This window comes from Aeromonas sanarellii, from assembly GCF_000820085.1.
In the GTDB taxonomy this organism is placed as follows: Bacteria; Pseudomonadota; Gammaproteobacteria; order Enterobacterales; family Aeromonadaceae; genus Aeromonas; species Aeromonas sanarellii.
In genome coordinates this window covers 97,213-112,777 of sequence record NZ_CDBN01000015.1, presented here as the reverse complement: position 1 = coordinate 112,777, position 15,565 = coordinate 97,213, and the positions used below count along the sequence as shown (strand labels likewise).

19 protein-coding genes and 1 other annotated feature are annotated in these 15,565 nt (G+C 65.1%); of the genes, 18 read left to right on the top strand and 1 reads right to left on the bottom strand.

What is annotated here, in order from left to right; all coding sequences use genetic code 11:
* Positions 1-85 precede the first annotated feature (85 nt).
* Positions 86-511: an LPP20 family lipoprotein gene (locus BN1132_RS02915; RefSeq protein WP_042074840.1), complete on the top strand. Its 426-nt coding sequence runs from the start codon at positions 86-88 to the stop codon at positions 509-511.
* Positions 512-622: 111 nt separating this feature from the next.
* On the opposite strand, the gene pheA is transcribed toward BN1132_RS02915, so the two are convergent.
* Positions 623-1,798, bottom strand: coding sequence for a prephenate dehydratase (gene pheA, locus BN1132_RS02910; RefSeq protein WP_042074838.1), 1,176 nt, complete (start codon positions 1,796-1,798; stop codon positions 623-625).
* A gap of 38 nt (positions 1,799-1,836) precedes the next feature.
* Positions 1,837-1,970, bottom strand: a sequence feature (Phe leader region).
* A 162-nt stretch (positions 1,971-2,132) separates the two neighbouring features.
* Here pheA and BN1132_RS02905 point away from each other — a divergent pair.
* The 17 genes from BN1132_RS02905 (at position 2,133) to BN1132_RS02825 (ending at position 15,480) form a co-directional block, all read left to right on the top strand.
* A complete protein-coding gene (locus tag BN1132_RS02905; RefSeq protein ID WP_042074836.1) occupies positions 2,133-2,729 on the top strand; it encodes an HAD family hydrolase in 597 nt (198 codons plus the stop codon).
* 117 nt (positions 2,730-2,846) lie between these two features.
* Positions 2,847-3,710 carry an adenine nucleotide alpha-hydrolase family protein gene (locus BN1132_RS02900; protein ID WP_167335696.1) on the top strand — a complete coding sequence of 288 codons (864 nt, stop codon included), beginning with the start codon at positions 2,847-2,849 and terminating at the stop codon, positions 3,708-3,710.
* A gap of 95 nt (positions 3,711-3,805) precedes the next feature.
* Positions 3,806-4,360, top strand: a complete 555-nt coding sequence (locus BN1132_RS02895) for a DUF3157 family protein (protein WP_042074831.1) — start codon at positions 3,806-3,808, stop codon at positions 4,358-4,360.
* Positions 4,361-4,537: 177 nt separating this feature from the next.
* Entirely contained in the window at positions 4,538-5,167 is a 630-nt protein-coding gene (locus tag BN1132_RS02890; protein ID WP_042074829.1) for an outer membrane beta-barrel protein, read from the top strand.
* A 173-nt stretch (positions 5,168-5,340) separates the two neighbouring features.
* On the top strand, positions 5,341-6,285 hold the full coding sequence (locus BN1132_RS02885; RefSeq protein WP_042074826.1) for a YbgA family protein: 945 nt from the start codon (positions 5,341-5,343) through the stop codon (positions 6,283-6,285).
* Positions 6,286-6,425: 140 nt separating this feature from the next.
* Complete coding sequence (locus tag BN1132_RS02880) at positions 6,426-7,307, top strand: MerR family transcriptional regulator (RefSeq protein WP_042074824.1); 882 nt, start codon at positions 6,426-6,428, stop codon at positions 7,305-7,307.
* On the top strand, positions 7,304-8,725 hold the full coding sequence (gene phrB / locus BN1132_RS02875; RefSeq protein ID WP_042074823.1) for a deoxyribodipyrimidine photo-lyase: 1,422 nt from the start codon (positions 7,304-7,306) through the stop codon (positions 8,723-8,725). The genes BN1132_RS02880 and phrB overlap by 4 nt, the downstream gene beginning before the upstream one ends.
* Before the next feature lies 1 nt (position 8,726).
* Positions 8,727-9,155: a nuclear transport factor 2 family protein gene (locus tag BN1132_RS02870; protein WP_042074822.1), complete on the top strand. Its 429-nt coding sequence runs from the start codon at positions 8,727-8,729 to the stop codon at positions 9,153-9,155.
* Complete coding sequence (locus BN1132_RS02865; protein ID WP_042074821.1) at positions 9,152-9,886, top strand: SDR family NAD(P)-dependent oxidoreductase; 735 nt, start codon at positions 9,152-9,154, stop codon at positions 9,884-9,886. Before BN1132_RS02870 ends, BN1132_RS02865 begins: the two co-directional genes overlap by 4 nt.
* Entirely contained in the window at positions 9,883-11,142 is a 1,260-nt protein-coding gene (locus BN1132_RS02860; RefSeq protein WP_042074820.1) for an NAD(P)/FAD-dependent oxidoreductase, read from the top strand. Before BN1132_RS02865 ends, BN1132_RS02860 begins: the two co-directional genes overlap by 4 nt.
* A complete protein-coding gene (locus tag BN1132_RS02855) occupies positions 11,139-11,876 on the top strand; it encodes a DUF1365 domain-containing protein (protein WP_042074819.1) in 738 nt (245 codons plus the stop codon). Before BN1132_RS02860 ends, BN1132_RS02855 begins: the two co-directional genes overlap by 4 nt.
* Positions 11,876-13,132: an SAM-dependent methyltransferase gene (locus BN1132_RS02850; RefSeq protein ID WP_042074818.1), complete on the top strand. Its 1,257-nt coding sequence runs from the start codon at positions 11,876-11,878 to the stop codon at positions 13,130-13,132. The genes BN1132_RS02855 and BN1132_RS02850 overlap by 1 nt, the downstream gene beginning before the upstream one ends.
* A 2-nt stretch (positions 13,133-13,134) precedes the next feature.
* Complete coding sequence (locus BN1132_RS02845) at positions 13,135-13,614, top strand: DUF2878 domain-containing protein (RefSeq protein ID WP_042074817.1); 480 nt, start codon at positions 13,135-13,137, stop codon at positions 13,612-13,614.
* On the top strand, positions 13,611-13,829 hold the full coding sequence (locus BN1132_RS02840; protein ID WP_042074816.1) for a TIGR02450 family Trp-rich protein: 219 nt from the start codon (positions 13,611-13,613) through the stop codon (positions 13,827-13,829). The genes BN1132_RS02845 and BN1132_RS02840 overlap by 4 nt, the downstream gene beginning before the upstream one ends.
* Positions 13,786-14,328, top strand: a complete 543-nt coding sequence (locus BN1132_RS02835) for a chalcone isomerase family protein (RefSeq protein WP_042074815.1) — start codon at positions 13,786-13,788, stop codon at positions 14,326-14,328. Before BN1132_RS02840 ends, BN1132_RS02835 begins: the two co-directional genes overlap by 44 nt.
* An 11-nt stretch (positions 14,329-14,339) precedes the next feature.
* A complete protein-coding gene (locus tag BN1132_RS02830; protein WP_042074814.1) occupies positions 14,340-14,882 on the top strand; it encodes a DUF3833 domain-containing protein in 543 nt (180 codons plus the stop codon).
* A gap of 130 nt (positions 14,883-15,012) precedes the next feature.
* Positions 15,013-15,480 carry a Dps family protein gene (locus BN1132_RS02825; protein WP_042074812.1) on the top strand — a complete coding sequence of 156 codons (468 nt, stop codon included), beginning with the start codon at positions 15,013-15,015 and terminating at the stop codon, positions 15,478-15,480.
* The last annotated feature ends 85 nt before the right edge of the window (positions 15,481-15,565 follow it).

Sequence of the window (15,565 nt, the reverse complement as noted above, 5' to 3'; positions counted from 1 at the left end):
TCTTGTTGGGTTGCCTGATGGCCATGTTGCTGACGGCGTGCAGCGGAAAATCTGGTGTGGTGAACTGCGAGACGGGGAAACTGCGATGAAAATCTTGTTGGGTTGCCTGATGGCAATACTGCTGACGGCGTGCAGCGGCAACCGGGTGGTGAACTACGACGTGGGCGAGAAGCCGGATGATTTCCCGGTACTCAAGGCGGTGGGCTATGCGGTGATCGACATCCAGCCCGGTCCCTCCCAGTCCGAGAAGATGCTGCAGGCGATCCGGGCCTCCAAGATGGATGCCTACCGGGAGCTGGCCGAGCAGCTCAACGGCCAGCAGGTGCGCGGCCAGAGCAGCTACAAGGACCTGACCCAGACCTCCAACTCCCTGGACGTGTCGGTGGCCGGCATGGTGCGCGGTGCCCGTGTAGTGGCGACCTATCCCCGTGGCAACACCTATGCCACCGAACTGGAGCTCGATACCCGCAACCTCTACCACCTGAACCAGCTGATGGCGGGTCAGTTCTGAGGCGCCTGACAGTCAGGCGGGCACAAGCGGCGCCAGGCACAGACACAGAAGGCGAACCCCAGGGTTCGCCTTCTGCTTATTTTGCTGGTCTCGGGGCGGCAGCCCCAGGGCTCACTGGTTGCCCATCAGTACCGGCGGCACTGCGGTCGGCTTGACGTCTTCGCTCGGGTAGCAGCCCAGCACCTTGATGTAGCGGGTGATCTTGGTCAGCTCCAGCAGGGCGGCCTGCATGGCCGGGGTCTGCAGGTTGGCGGAGACGTCCAGGTAGAACATCTCTTCCCAGGGGTTGCCCTGCACCGGACGGGATTCCAGCTTGGTCATGTTGATCTCGTGGCTGCGCAGCACCAGCAGCGCCTCCACCAGAGAGCCCGGCTTCTGGGAGGTGGACATGATGAGGGTGGTCTTGGCCGGGATCTGGGGCGCCACGTCGATGGGCTTGCGCGCCACTACTATGAAGCGGCTGTAGTTCTCCTTCTGGTTCGCGAGCTGCTCGGCCAGCACGTCCAGGCCATAGAGCTCGCCGCCGGCGGCGCTGCCGATGGCCGCCGCCTCCGGGCTCGCCAGCTCCTTCACCTTCATCATGGCGCTGGAGGAGGAGTCGCAGATCTCGTGGCGCGCCCCTTCCAGCTTGCTCAGATAGTGGGAGCACTGCTGGAACACCTGGGGGTGGGCGTAGAAGGTCTTGATGCGAGAGAGCTCGGTGGGCACGGCGGTGAGGATGCAGTGCTCTATGGGGTAGGTGAGCTCGCCGACGATGGAGAGGGTGGTGTGCTGCATCACGTCATACACCTCGTTGATGGAGCCCGAGCTGGTGTTCTCGATGGGCAGCACCCCGAAGGCGGCGCGGCCCGACTCCACGGTGTCCAGCACCTCGCGGAAGTTCTGGCAGTTCACCTCGATCACCTGATCCTTGTAGCGGGCCAGGTATTTGCGGGCCGCCAGGCTGGAGTAAGAGCCGCGCGGGCCCAGGTAGGCGACGCTGGTCATGGGCTCCTGCTGCTGGGGGTTCAGCAGGCTCTGCAGGTAGGCCTGCTGGGAGAGCACGGAGTCCTCGATGATGGTGTGATAGATGCGGGTGATGTACTGGGCGTCCAGCCCGAGCGCGCGCCCCTTCTGGATCAGGGCGACCAGTAGATCCTGCTCGCGCTGGTGGTCACGGATGGGACGGGGGTTGGCCTGCTTGGCGCGGGCAACCTCGATGCTGAGGGTCTTGCGCTTGGCCAGCAGGGCGAGCAGCTCCTGATCCAACTGGGTGATGTCGTGTCTGATCTCGTCGAGCGTAGCCATGGTGGTTCCCTATCCAAATCTTCTGTGGTGGTTGGTGCAAAAAAAAGCCTCCGCTGGGGAGGCTCGATTCGTCTTTGGTTTCTGTTTACGCGAATGGTTCACGTGACGACGGGCCTTCCCTCATGTGGGCCGGGTAAACGAGAAAACAAAGAAGAATGCTGTGTGCATGGGCGTGTCCTGAAGGTAACGCCATAACCATTAAGGGATTTGGCGGTGCGATGCAAGTAAAACTTGCCCGGGGGCGTTGAACGGGGCAGGGTAGTGGCTCGGGCTGCCAGGGGGAGTGAGCGCCGTTTTGGCCCGATCTGTGACAACGAAAAGAGGAGGCGAGGCGATGGCGATTATCTTCGATCTGGGTCGGGTGGTGGTGAGCTGGGATCCGGTCGGCATAGTGAGTGCGGTGCGAGGACCCCAGGGGGCGGCGGAGCTGGCGGAGCGGCTGTTCAACCACCCGGACTGGCTGGAGGTGGACAGGGGCACCCTCTCCCTTCACACCATGGCCCGCCAGGCGCAGGCGCGCACCGGCCTGAGCGCGGCGGACAACCTCGCCATCCTGCAGGCGGTTCCCGCCTCCCTGCTGCCGGATCCCGCCATGGTGGCCCTCATCGAGGAGCTGCATGGCGCCGGCCACGCCCTCTACGCCCTCTCCAACATGGGCCACGCCAGCATCGACTGGCTGGAGCGGCAGGATTTCTGGCGCTTCTTCAGCGGCAAGGTGGTGTCGGCCCGGGTGCGGATGATGAAGCCGGAGCCCGACATCTACCGCTACCTGCTGGTGTCGTTTGACTTGCAGGCCGAGGAGTGCCTCTTTATCGACGACAGCCCGGCCAACGTGGCGGCGGCCGAGGCGCTCGGCCTGCGGGGGCTGGTCTTCACCGATGCGCCCTGGTGCCGCCAGCACCTGGTGGAGCAGGGCCTGCTGCCCGCCTGAGGGGGTGGAGAACCCAGGATGGGTGGCGAAGAAAGCGAGTCAAGCGTTGCCATAGAGCAAATAACGTTCAGATTTGACCATGTCATTTAAGGGTATATTCAGCTTGGTACGCGCAAAATGGTATCCAATTCATCATCCGGAGTTGTTGTTATGGATGCCAATGTAGTCGCGCTGAATCGGGGATACGATCAGACCTTCCAAGCCAGGGAACAGAGGCTCATCAATACCCTGGCCGGTTACGGCGAACTGCTTGTCTCCTTCTCCGGTCGACTGGAATCCTGCTACAGCATGGATCTTTGCCGGGCCAGCGGGGTCCGCTTTCGCGCCATCACCCTGGACAACCCCACCCTCAGCCGTCAGTCGGTGGCCAGGGCCAGGCGCTATTGCCGGCACTACGGCATCCCCCACCAGGTGCTCAAGACGGACGAGATGATCTTCAGCGTGCACCTCGGCCACCTCGACGAGGTGACGGATCCGGTGCGCTATCTGTGCCGGCAGCTCGAGCATGACGACGGTCCGCCGCTGCTGATGTCGGCCTCCGTCGAGGAGATGCGGGAGTATCTGCGCCGGTTTCACAGCCTGCCAGCCAACACCCTCTGGCTGTTTGCCGAGCAGGGCATGACCCAGCGGGACTTTCGCTACGGTTTCCACAAGCGGCAGCTGGATCTCTGGGGCAAGGGAGGGGAGGCCTGCCTGAGCCGGCGCTTCTCCGACATCGAGTCTCTGGATCGGCGGAATCTGCGCATGGTCGACATGGCCGAGCAGATGCTGTTCGACATGGGGCTGGATGGTGCCCAGGTCTTCTTCCATACCCTGGCGGACAGGGTCACCACCCTGGCGAGGATCCAGGTTCCCCAGCGCATGCGGGCCCTGGTGTTCGACATGCAGCCGAGCATCCAGAAGGCGCTCAAGAGCGCCCAGTTCGATCTGGTGACCCTGGATATGGCCGCGGGGGAGGATCCCCAGTCCCTGGTCATCTGATCCCGCGCCGGGGTCGCAACGTGAGTCGGGTCATAGGCAAGGGGGGCCCGACTCTTTATACTGCTGCTTCTCCGTCCCTTACCGAGTCTTTGCCCATGAAGCCCCTCTCCCGACTGCTGGTTGCCCTCTGCCTCTTCCCTCTGCTGGCCGAGGCCGCCCCCCTGCACCAGATCACCCTGCCCGACGGCCGCCAGGTACAGCTCAACGATGACTTCACCTGGGAATACCTGCTGGTCAAGCCCGCCGAGGCGAGCCCCGGCAAGACGGTGACGGCAAGCGTGGCGGCCCCGGTGCTGACCGAGCAAGCCCTGGCCCATCCCGAGCTGCTCTCCCAGGCGACCCGGGACGGCATCACGGTGAAGCTGGACCAGGTAACGGGCGAGGATCCCCTGAGCCTGCAGTTCCTGGTGAGCAACACCGGCAGCCGCAACGTGGTGCGGGTGAACGGCAGCCTGATCCTGTTCAGCGCCGAGGGCGTGCAGCTCTCGAGCCAGCCCGTGCGTTTCTGGGTCGGGGAGAACCGCTTGCCCGAGTCCTATCTGCGCAAGGGGGAGGCGAGAGCGTCCCGGGCCATCGAGCTGGCTCGACCGGCCAGTCTGACCGGCAAGCCGCTGGTGCGGGTGCAGATCGACGAGGTGGAGTTCCGCTAGGATGACGGCGGGGGAGCCCTCGCTCCCCCGCAGAGTGTTGCACCGGTAACCGCCAGCAATATCCGCTTACATCTGCCATGGTTTGGCAACAGCTTGCCGCTCGGCGCCTCCCCGTTTGCCCGTCACAATGACTCCATTCCAGTGAGGTCCCCTCACTCAACCCATGGAGTCAACAAAATGCAAAAGATCGCACTGTCTGTTCTGGTTCTGGCCGGTCTATCTTCCACCTCCGTCCTAGCACAGGATGCCTTCAGCTACGCCAAGGGCTCTGCCACCTGGGCGCACACCAAGTCGGACTACATCGGTGGCAAGGACAGCGACAACCGCGATTTCGGCGGTCTGAGCCTGGATCTCTCCAAGAGCTTTGGCAGCAACGTCTACGGTCGGGTCGGTACCGAATACACCTCCCGCAGCAGCGGCAACGACAGCATGGCCATCTCCAGCCTGGGGGTGGGGGTCTTCACTCCCCTCAGCACCGGCCTGAACCTGTACGGCGAAACCGGTCTGATGGGCTACAGCCTGGAGCGCGAGCTCGCCTCCAACGTGAATGACAGCGGCTGGGACGACATCACCCGCAAGCAGAGCGGCAGCCTGTACGGGGAAGTGGGCCTGCGCTACGACATCGGCGCCGTCGAGCTCTCCACCGGTTACCGCTACGCCAACATGACCGACGACATGCACGACTTCAAGGCGGGGGCGGCCTACAAGCTGACCCAGAACCTGGCCCTCACCGCCGACTACACCTATCGCAACTGGGATCTGCAAAAAGGCTCCATCTCCAGCCTGGGCGTGAAATACAGCTTCTGATCTTCCTGCCTGTAGTGTCTTCCTTTTTACCCATGACCCCGGTCATGGGTTTTTTTGTCTGTGGTTGATCCTGTCGTCGCTCTCCTGTCGTATCAGTCCGCAATAGTTATACAACTTCCATTTTCTTGTATAACTGCTATAACGGATTCAATACTTATACAAGGGGTGTTTCCATGTACAAGATAAAGGTCGGTATCAGCGCCTGTCTGCTCGGACAGGAGGTTCGCTTCGACGGTGGACACAAGCGCTCCAGCTTCTGCGAGCGGGATCTCGGCGCCCATTTCGACTATCACCCCGTCTGCCCGGAGATGGCCATCGGCCTCGGCGCCCCCCGTGCCGCCATCCGGCTGGTGAAGCGCCACGGCGAGATCCGCGCCGAGGCGAGCAACGGCAGCTTCGACGTCACCGACAAGCTCATCGCTTTTAGTGAGCAGAAGGCGCGCCAGCTCGACTTCATCTCCGGTTATATCCTCTGTGCCAAGTCCCCCAGCTGCGGCATGGAGCGGGTGCGCATCTATGGTGCCAACAACGAGGGCTGCGCCAAGGAGGGGGTCGGCCTGTTCGCCAGGGCGCTGATGGAAGCCAACCCCCTGCTGCCGGTGGAGGAGGACGGCCGACTGTGTGACCCCATATTGCGGGAGAACTTCGTGCTGCGGGTCTTCGCCTATCACGACTGGCAGCAGCTCTGTGCCCGAGGGATCACCGCCTCCGCCCTCATCCGCTTCCATTCGCGCTACAAGTACCTGGTGCTCTCCCATGCCACCAGCCACTACCGCGCCCTGGGTCGGCTGCTCGGCAACCTCGGCAAGGCCAACCTGCAGGAGGTGGCCGACAGCTACATCCAGGGGCTGATGGCGGCGCTGACGATCCGCGCCAACCGCCGCAGCCACACCAATGTGCTGATGCACCTGCAGGGTTACTTCAAGCGGATGCTGACCCCGGCCCAGAAACAGGAGCTGTGCGAGGCCATCGACAAGTACCGTACCGGCGTCTTCCCGCTGCTGGTGCCGCTCACCCTGATCCGCCACTACCTGCGCGAGCACCCCAACCCCTATCTCTCGGATCAGGTCTATCTCAATCCCCATCCCGATACGTTGAAACTGCGTTACGGGCTCTAAAAACGTGGTGCCATATGGTCGAGCAGCGCTATCCCGACCCTCATCCCGATACGCTGAAACTGCGTTACGGGCTCTGAACACCCTGTGCAGGCCCCGGCGGATAGCCGGGGTCTTTCCCGCAACCCTTGATGGAAGTCGTTATGTCTGATTTACCCCATGCCCCTTCGCCGGAGGAGGGGATCTACCCCATCCGCGAGGTCTCCCGCCTCACCGGGGTCAACGCCGTCACCCTGCGCGCCTGGCAGCGCCGCTACGGGCTGGTGCAGCCGGCCCGTACCGAGAAGGGGCACCGCCTCTACAGCGAGCAGGACATCCGCCAGATCGGCGAGATCCTGAGCTGGCTGGAACGGGGAGTGAGCATAGGCCAGGTCAAGGGGCTCCTGAGCGAACCCCAGATCGCGCCGGTGAGCGATCACTGGCAGCAGACCCTGGAGCAGTTTGGTCAGGCGCTGCTCGCCTTCAATCAGCGCAAGGCCGAGGCCCTGCTCGGCGAGCTGTTGGCGAGCTATCCGTTCGAGCTGGTGCGCAGCCGGGTGCTGCAACCCCTGGTGGAGCGGCTGCTGGGGCTCTGGCGCGAGCGCCCCGATGGCGAGCTGCTGCACCAGGTGTGGCTCGGCTGGCTGCATACCCGCTTCGCCCGCCACCTCATCGAGCAGGAGAAGGGCATCCCCGTCACCCTGGCAAGCTGGGGGCAGGTGGGGCCCCTCGATCTGGTCTGGGCCGCTTATGAGCTCATCGGTCAGGGTTATGAGGTGCAGCTGCTGGGGGCGGTGGAGCCCCGCCATGCCTCCCTGCTGGAGGGACGCGCCACTCCCCCCTGGCTGATACTGCTGGGAGCCGGGCTCGGCAAGCAGGATCTGGCCGCCGAGTGGCCTGCCGGCACCCGCTTCTTTGGCGAGCTGGGACGCCTCTACGACGAGGAGTGGCTGCGTGCCCGGGACTGGCACGCCACCCTGGCCGAGGTCAGTGCGACGCCCCGCACTGCCAAGGCGAGGGGCAAGGGCGGGAGAAAACCATCATGAGGCTGGTCTGGTTTCGAAACGATCTGCGCCTGGCCGACAACCCGGCCCTGCGGCACGCCTGCGCCGGGGAGGAGCCGGTCGCGGCGCTCTTCATCCTCTCGCCGACCCAGTGGCGGCAGCACAAGTTGGCCCCGGTCCGCCAGCGCTTCATCCTGGCGCAGCTCGATGCGCTGGGCCGCGAGCTGGCGGCCCTCGGCATCCCGCTCCATCTGCTGCGGGTCGAGACCTTTGCCGAGGTGCCGGCGGTGCTGGCTGACTTAAGCCGCGAGCTCGGGGTAAGCGAGCTCTATGCCAACCAGGCCATCGAGATAGACGAGCTGCGCCGCGATCAGGCGGTCACCGCCGCGCTGGCGGAGCAGGGCATGACCAGCCACTGGTTCAACGGCTGCTGCGTGCTGCCGCCTGGGCGGGTGCTGACCGGTTCGGGGGAGATGTTCAAGGTGTTCACTCCCTTCAGCCGCGCCTGGCTCAAGGCCCTCGAGGAGGATGGCTTCGTCATTCACCGGGCCCCCGCACCGCGCGGCGAGCCGTTGCCGTGGCTGCCCCTGGCCGAGCGGGAGTGGGTGGACGACGCACTGGGGGAGCTGACGGCGGACGCCCGCTGGCCTGTGGGCGAGGTGGAAGCTCTGCGTCGTTTGAACATTTTTCTGGATCAGGCGGTGCTGGACTACGGCGAGACCCGGGACTTTCCGGCGCAGGCCGGCACGTCCGTGCTCTCCCCCTATCTGGCGGCGGGCATCATCAGCCCGCGCCAGTGCGTGGGGGCGCTGCAGCAGCGCCTCGGCTACCGGCCCCAGTCGAAGGCGCAGCCCGGTTTTGTCTGGCTCAACGAGCTCATCTGGCGCGAGTTCTACCGCCACCTGCTGGTGCTGATCCCGGCCCTCTCCATGAACCGCCCCTTCAAGCCAGAGACGGCGGCCCTGCCCTGGAGCTGGGATCCGGAGGCCTTCGCCGCCTGGTGCGAGGGGCGCACCGGCTACCCCGTGGTCGATGCGGCCATGCGCTGCCTCAACGCCACCGGCTGGATGCACAACCGGCTGCGGATGATAGTGGCGAGCTTCCTCACCAAGGATCTGCACATCCACTGGCGGCTCGGGGAGGACTACTTCATGAGCCGGCTCATCGACGGGGATCTGGCGGCCAACAACGGCGGCTGGCAGTGGGCGGCGGGCACCGGGGTCGATGCGGCACCCTATTTCAGGGTCTTCAACCCCACCACCCAGGGGCAACGATTTGATCCGCAAGGGGAGTTCATTCGTATCTGGGTCACTGAGCTGGCCGATGTGCCTGCCGCCTATGTGCACGAGCCCCACGACTGGTTGCGGCTCAAGGGGCGGCGGGATTACCCGGCGCCCATGGTGGACCATGCCGTTGCCCGGGTGAAAGCCATCGAGATGTTCCGCGAACTGGAGAGATAACATGGATGAGTCGCTGGCCCGCTTTGTCGCCCTCTATCAGCAGCTGAGCAGCGCAGAGCTGCACCGTCTGCCCGAGGTCTATGGGAAAGAGGTGATCTTCATCGACCCGGCCCACCGCATCGAGGGGTTGGCGGCGCTCACCGACTATTTTGCCGTCCTCTATCGGCGCCTTGCCTACTGCCGCTTCGACATCACCAGCCAGCTGCTGCAGGGGCGCCAGGCCTGGCTCGGCTGGACCATGACCTTCTCCCACCCAAGGTTGCGCGGCGGTGCGCCTGTGACGGTGGAGGGGGCCACCCGCCTCGCATTCGACGAGGAAGGCAAGGTGTGCCTGCACCGGGACTACTTCGATCTCGGGGCCATGCTCTACGAGCAGCTGCCGCTGCTGGGCGCCGTGGTGCGCACCCTCAAGGGGAGGCTAGGCGCATGAGCGGCCGGGTGCTGATCACCGGCGCCACCTCCGGCATCGGCCGCCAGCTGGCGCTGGATTACCGGCGCGCTGGCTGGCAGGTGTGGGGCTGCGGCCGGGACGAGATGCGCTTGCAGGCTTTGGCGGACGCGGGGATCACGCCCCTGGGGTTCGATGCCCGCGACAGCGTGGCCATGACGGGGATCGCCGCCAGCCTGCCCCCCCTTGACCTGCTGATCCTCAACGCCGGCAACTGCGAATACATGGACCTGACAGAGGGCTTTGACGGCGCCCTCTTTGCCCGGGTCATCGAGACCAACCTCCTCGCCACGGGTCATGCGTTGGCCGCCTTCTTGCCGCTGCTGGGGCCAGGGGCGCGCCTTGCCATCGTCAGCTCCTCGGTGAGCTGGCTGCCGCTGCCCAGGGCCGAGGCCTATGGCGCCTCCAAGGCGGCCCTCGACTACCTGGCCGATACCCTGCGCCTCGAACTGGCGGGCAAGAGGATAGGGGTGACCCTGATCCGCCCCGGCTTCGTGCAGACGCCGCTCACCGACAAGAATGATTTTCCCATGCCCTGCCTGGTGACGGTGGAGCAGGCTGCCCGCGCCATCATGACGGGGCTCGCCGCCGGTCGCCACCAGATCCACTTCCCCCGCCGCTTCACCTGGCTGCTGCGCCTGCTGGGGGCTCTGCCGACGGGGCTCTGGCTGCGCCTCGGCCGCACACTCGTTTCGAAAGGACGCACTTCATGAAGAAAAAGATCGCCATCGTCGGCTCAGGTATTTCGGGGCTCACCGCCGGCTTCCTGCTCCACAAACTCCATGACATTACCCTGTTCGAGGCGGCGCCGACCCTGGGGGGCCACACCGCCACCGTCGACGTGGAGCTGGGCGGGCGCAGCCATGCCATCGACACCGGTTTCATCGTCTTCAATGACCGCACCTACCCCCACTTCCTGAAGTTGCTTGAGCGGATCGGGGTCGGGCGGCAACCGGCCGAGATGAGCTTCTCGGTCAGAAGCCCCGAGGGGCTGGAGTACAACGGCCACAACCTCGACACCCTGTTCGCCCAGCGCAGCAACCTGCTGAGCCCGCGCTTCTACCGCTTCGTCGCCGAGATCCTGCGCTTCAACCGGGAGGCTCGGGCCTGGCTTGCACAGCACCGGCAGCAGGAGGCGGAGCCCGGACTGACCCTGGGGGCCTTCCTGCAGGCGGGCGGTTTCAGCGACTACTTCGCCCGCCACTACATCCTGCCCATGGGGGCGGCCATCTGGTCATCGACGCTGGCGGACATGCGGGCCTTCCCCCTCGGCTTCTTCCTGCGCTTCTTCGCCAACCATGGCTTGCTGGAGGTGGCCAACCGGCCCCAGTGGTACGTCATTCCCGGCGGCTCGCGGGAATACATAGGGCCGCTCACGGTGGGCTGGCTGCCGCGGATCCGCCTCGCCTGCCCGGTGCTGGGGATCCGCCGGGGGGCGGACGGGGTCCTGCTCCAGAGCAGTTATGGCGAGGAGCGGTTCGACGAGGTGATCCTCGCCTGCCACAGCGATCAGGCGCTGGCCCTGCTGACGGATGCGAGCGAAGGAGAGCGGGCCATCCTCGGCGCCATGCCCTACCAGGCCAACGACGTCTGGCTGCACACGGATGCGGGCTGCCTGCCCGTGCGCCGCAAGGCCTGGGCCAGCTGGAACTATCGGCTCGGCGAGGATGACGGGGCGCGCCCCCTGGTGACTTACAACATGAACATACTGCAGGGGCTGAGCTCGCCGCAGCCCTTCTGCGTCAGCCTCAATCCAGAGGGGCGGGTAGATGAGCGCAAGGTGCTGCGCCGCTTCGTCTATCACCACCCCGTATTCAATCAGGGCTCCATCGCCGCCCAGGGCCGACGCGCCGAGATCTGCGGCCGGCAGCATACCCACTTCTGCGGTGCCTACTGGTACAACGGCTTTCACGAGGACGGGGTGCGCAGCGCCCTGGACGTGGCCAGCCGCTTCGGGGCCCGCCTGTGAACGCCGCCATCAGCGCCATCTGGCAGGGTTCGGTGCGCCACCGCCGCTTCGCGCCGCGTCCCCACGCCTTCTCCTACAGCCTCTTCATGCTGGGGCTGGATCTGGACGAACTGCCCGGGCTTGAGCAGGGGCGCTGGTTCGCCGTGGAGCGGGCCGGGCTGCTCGCCTTTCGCCGCGACGACTACCTGAGAGGCAGCGAGGGGCCCCTCAAGCAGGCGGTGTGGGACAAGGTGGCCGAACTGGGTGGCGATGCCGAACCCGGGGGGCGGGTACTGCTGCTCGGCAACGTGCGCTGCCTCGGCTTCTACTTCAGCCCGGTCAACTTCTACTTCTGCGAGCGGCAGGGGGAAGCCCGCTACCTGCTGGCCGAGGTGTCGAACACCCCCTGGAACCAGCGCCACTACTACCTGCTGGATCTGGCGGCGCTCGCCCCCCACGACAAGGATTTTCACGTATCCCCCTTCATGGGGCTGGCCATGCGCTACCACTGGCGCATCCGGCCGCCGAAGGAGGAGGCATTGATCCACATCGAGAGCCATCCCGTATCCGGTGAGGCCAAGCTGTTCGACGCCACCCTGGCCCTGCGCCGGGCACCGCTGTCGCGCAGGGGGCTGGCGGCGCTGCTGGCCCGCTGGCCCTGGATGACCATGAGGGTGCTGCTCGGGATCTACTGGCAGGCCTTGCGCCTTTTTATCAAACGAACGCCCATCTTCACCCACCCGGAGAGCCGCTAATGGAACTTGCTCAATCAACCCTCTCTGCCTCTTTCATCGACAAGGGGGCCAGGCAATTGCTGCTCAGGCTGCTGGGGCGCCTCGAACATGGCCAGCTGCTGCTGCGCGATGGCGGCGAGCGTCACAGCTTCGGCGCCGCGGGCAGCGACCTGCACGCCGAGCTGGTGGTGCTGGATCCGGCCTTCTATCGCCGCCTGCTGCAGGGGGGCAGCATATCCGCCGGGGAAACCTGGGTGGAGGGGCTCTGGACCAGCCCGGATCCGGTGGCCCTGGTGCGGTTGCTGGCCAGGAATCTGGCGCTGCTCGACAGCCTGGAGCGGCGCCTCGGCTGGCTCAGCTTCCCGTTCAACAAGGTGCGTCACTGGCTCAATCGCAATACCCTGACCGGGTCGAGATCCAACATCGCCGCCCACTACGATCTCGGCAACGCCCTCTATCAGGGCTTTCTCGACAGCCACATGCAGTATTCGAGCGCCATCTACCCGAGTGCCGATGCCAGTCTCGAGGAGGGGCAGCAGGCCAAGCTGCGCACCATCTGCGAACGGCTGGCGCTCGGGCCTGACGATCATCTGCTGGAGATAGGCACCGGCTGGGGTGGCCTCGCCGTCTATGCCGCCCGTCACCATGGCTGCCGGGTCACCACCACCACTATCTCCCGGGCCCAGCACGACTACGCCAAGGCGTGGATCGAGCGGGAGGGGCTGGAGGATCGCATCACCTTGCTGCTGGAGGATTACCGCAAGCTGGAGGGGCGCTTCGACAAGCTGGTCTCCATCGAGATGATAGAGGCTGTGGGGCACGCCTTCCTGCCGGACTACTTCCGCCAGCTGTCACGCCTGCTCAAGCCCGGCGGTCGTCTGCTGATCCAGGCCATCACCATTGCCGATCAGCGCCACGCCCAGTATCTGCGCGGGGTGGACTTCATCCAGCGCTACATCTTCCCGGGTGGCTGCCTGCCCTGCGTCTCCCAGATGGCGGGGCTGCTGGCGCGGGAGACCGACATGCAGCTGGTGCGGCTGCACGATCACGGCCATCACTATGCCCGTACCCTGGCCCACTGGTGCGAGCGCTTCCTGGCGCTGGCCCCCGAGCTGCCGAGGCTCGGCTACAGCCAGGATTTCATCCGGCTGTGGCACTTCTACTTCGCCTATTGCGAAGGGGGCTTCTGGGAGCGGGCCATCAGCCTGGTGCAGCTGGAGGCGGCCAAGCCGGGCCCCCATGGCTGGGCGGGAGACCTGCCGGTAAGCGGTCACTGACCATGTGGCAGTGGGCCCACCTGCTGGGATTCAACCTCTACTGGGTGCTGGCGGTGAAATGGCAGCAACCGGGCCCGCTGCTGGCGCTGTTGCTGCTCCATTTTCTCTTCTCCCCCCGCCGCTGGCAGGACTGGCGGCTCATTCCCGTCGCCCTGGCTGGCTGGCTGCTCGACCTCCTGCTCTGGTGGCTCGGCCTGTTTCACTTTTCGTCCGGTTTTCCGCTCTGGCTGGTGCTGCTCTGGTGCGGTTTTGCCCTGACCCTCTCCCACGGCCTGCGCTGGCTGCGGCCCCTGCCGCGCTGGCAGCAGGGGCTGTTCGGCATGCTGGGGGGCGCCTCCTCCTATGTGGCGGGGGCCGCCATGGGGGCTGTAAACTTACCCTGGGGCATCTGGATCAGCACGGCACTGCTGGCGGTGATCTGGATGTGGTGGTTACCCGTACTCCTGTGGGTAACGGTCAAGCTGGAGGGTGATGCGAGATGAACACCTTTTCGACCGACGCCTTGTTGTTTTCCAAGTGGACCAGGGATGGCCAGTGCGAGCTGGCCGAGCGTTTCTATCTGGTGGTGGCCTGCCAGCGGGACGCCCAGGGCCACCTGGCGAGCGTGGTGATGCAGGATATCAATACCCTGCAGGAACAGGAGATGGACTGGCATGAACTGGAGGATCCCGCCCGTTGGCACATGGGGTGGAACTAGCCTGCTGCTGGCGGCCTTGAGCCTGCCGCTGTTTGCGACCGCCCAGACCTTAGCCGCACCCTGGCAGGGACTGCGCACCGTGGGGCAGGGGGAGATGCGCTGGCTCTGGTTCAAGCTCTATGACGCCACCCTCTACAGTGAGAGCGGCCGCTATCAGCCGGGGCGCTATCCCCAGGCCCTCAGCCTCACCTATGCCAGGGCCATCGAACGCCAGGATCTGCTGGAGGCGACCGCCGCCGAGTGGCAACGGCTCGGCCTTGGCAGCGAGAGTGAGCGCCAACGCTGGCTGGCAAAACTGGCCGCCCTCTGGCCGGATGTGGCCCCCGGTGACAAACTGGTTTTCTATGTGGACGAGCAGGGCATGGGCCACTTCTGGTTGCGTGATCGCCTGCTCGGCTCTCTCGATGATCCCGCCTTCGCCCCTGCATTTCTTGCCATCTGGCTGACCGACGACAGCCGGGATCCCGCCCTTACCCGCCGCCTGCGCGGCCAATCCTGATGGAGTATTCCATGAAGCTCTCTTCCTGGTGGCGTCTTGCCTGGTTGCTGCCCCTGCTGTGGCTCTCTGGCTGCGGCGCCAGTCTGGACGATTATCGCGGCTCCCAGCCGGGTTGGGATCTGGCCCGTTTCTTCAATGGCAAGCTGGTGGCTCACGGCCTGGTGACGGACCGTAGCGGCGAAGTGACCAGTCGCTTTCGGGTCGAGATGCAGGGGCACTGGCAGGATGGAAAGGGGGAGCTGCTCGAGCAGTTCTACTTCGACGATGGCCGCAGGCAGACCCGCACCTGGTTTTTGAGCAAGGGGGCGGATGGTCACTGGCGCGGCACCGCCGCCGACGTGGTGGGGGAGGCCGTGGGCAAGACGGCAGGCTTTGCACTCAACTGGCGTTATCAGCTGGATCTGGCGCTGCCGGACGGGGAGGTGGTGCGGGTGAGCTTCGACGACTGGATGTACCTGCTGGATGAAGATCGCCTGATCAACCGCGCCGGGATCAGCAAGTTCGGCATTCACCTCGGCGAGGTGATCCTCTACATCGAGCGGCTCGAGCGATGAAAGGGAGGCTTTTGCCCATCGGCGATAGCCGTTCACTATGGGTCGGCAAGGTAGAGCCGATTGTCCTTTGAGTCTGTGCGGGGATATGCTGACCCTGTTCCCGATAATGCTTACCACCTGGAGGTGAATCATGAAGAGCCCCATCGGTCTTGATACCGTTCAATCCCAAGCCCTGGCCGCCGAGCTGAACAGGCTGCTGGCCAGCTACCAGATCCTCTACATGAATGTTCGCGGCTTCCACTGGAACATCCGTGGCAACCAGTTCTTCGAACTGCACCTGAAGTTCGAGGAGATCTACAACGATCTGCTGCTGAAGGTCGATGCCCTGGCCGAGCGCATCCTGACCCTGGATGGGGTGCCCCTGCACAGCTTCAGCGACTACATCCAGGTGTCCGCCATCCCCGAGCAGAAGGGGCTGCACGACGGCCGTGCCTGCGTCGAATCCCTGCTGGAGAGCTTCCGCGAGCTGCTGGTGGCCCAGCGCCGCATCCTGGGGCAGGCCGCCGAGGCTGGCGACGAGGGGACAGCATCCATCCTCTCCGACTATGTGCAGCAGCAGGAGAAGCTGGTCTGGATGCTGCGCGCCTACCTGGCCTGATGACCCTGGGGCCGGATGCCCATGCCCCGGTCCGTATCATTGCCCCTGCTGTTGTAAACCCGAGTTGTCTCTCCTTTTATCCACC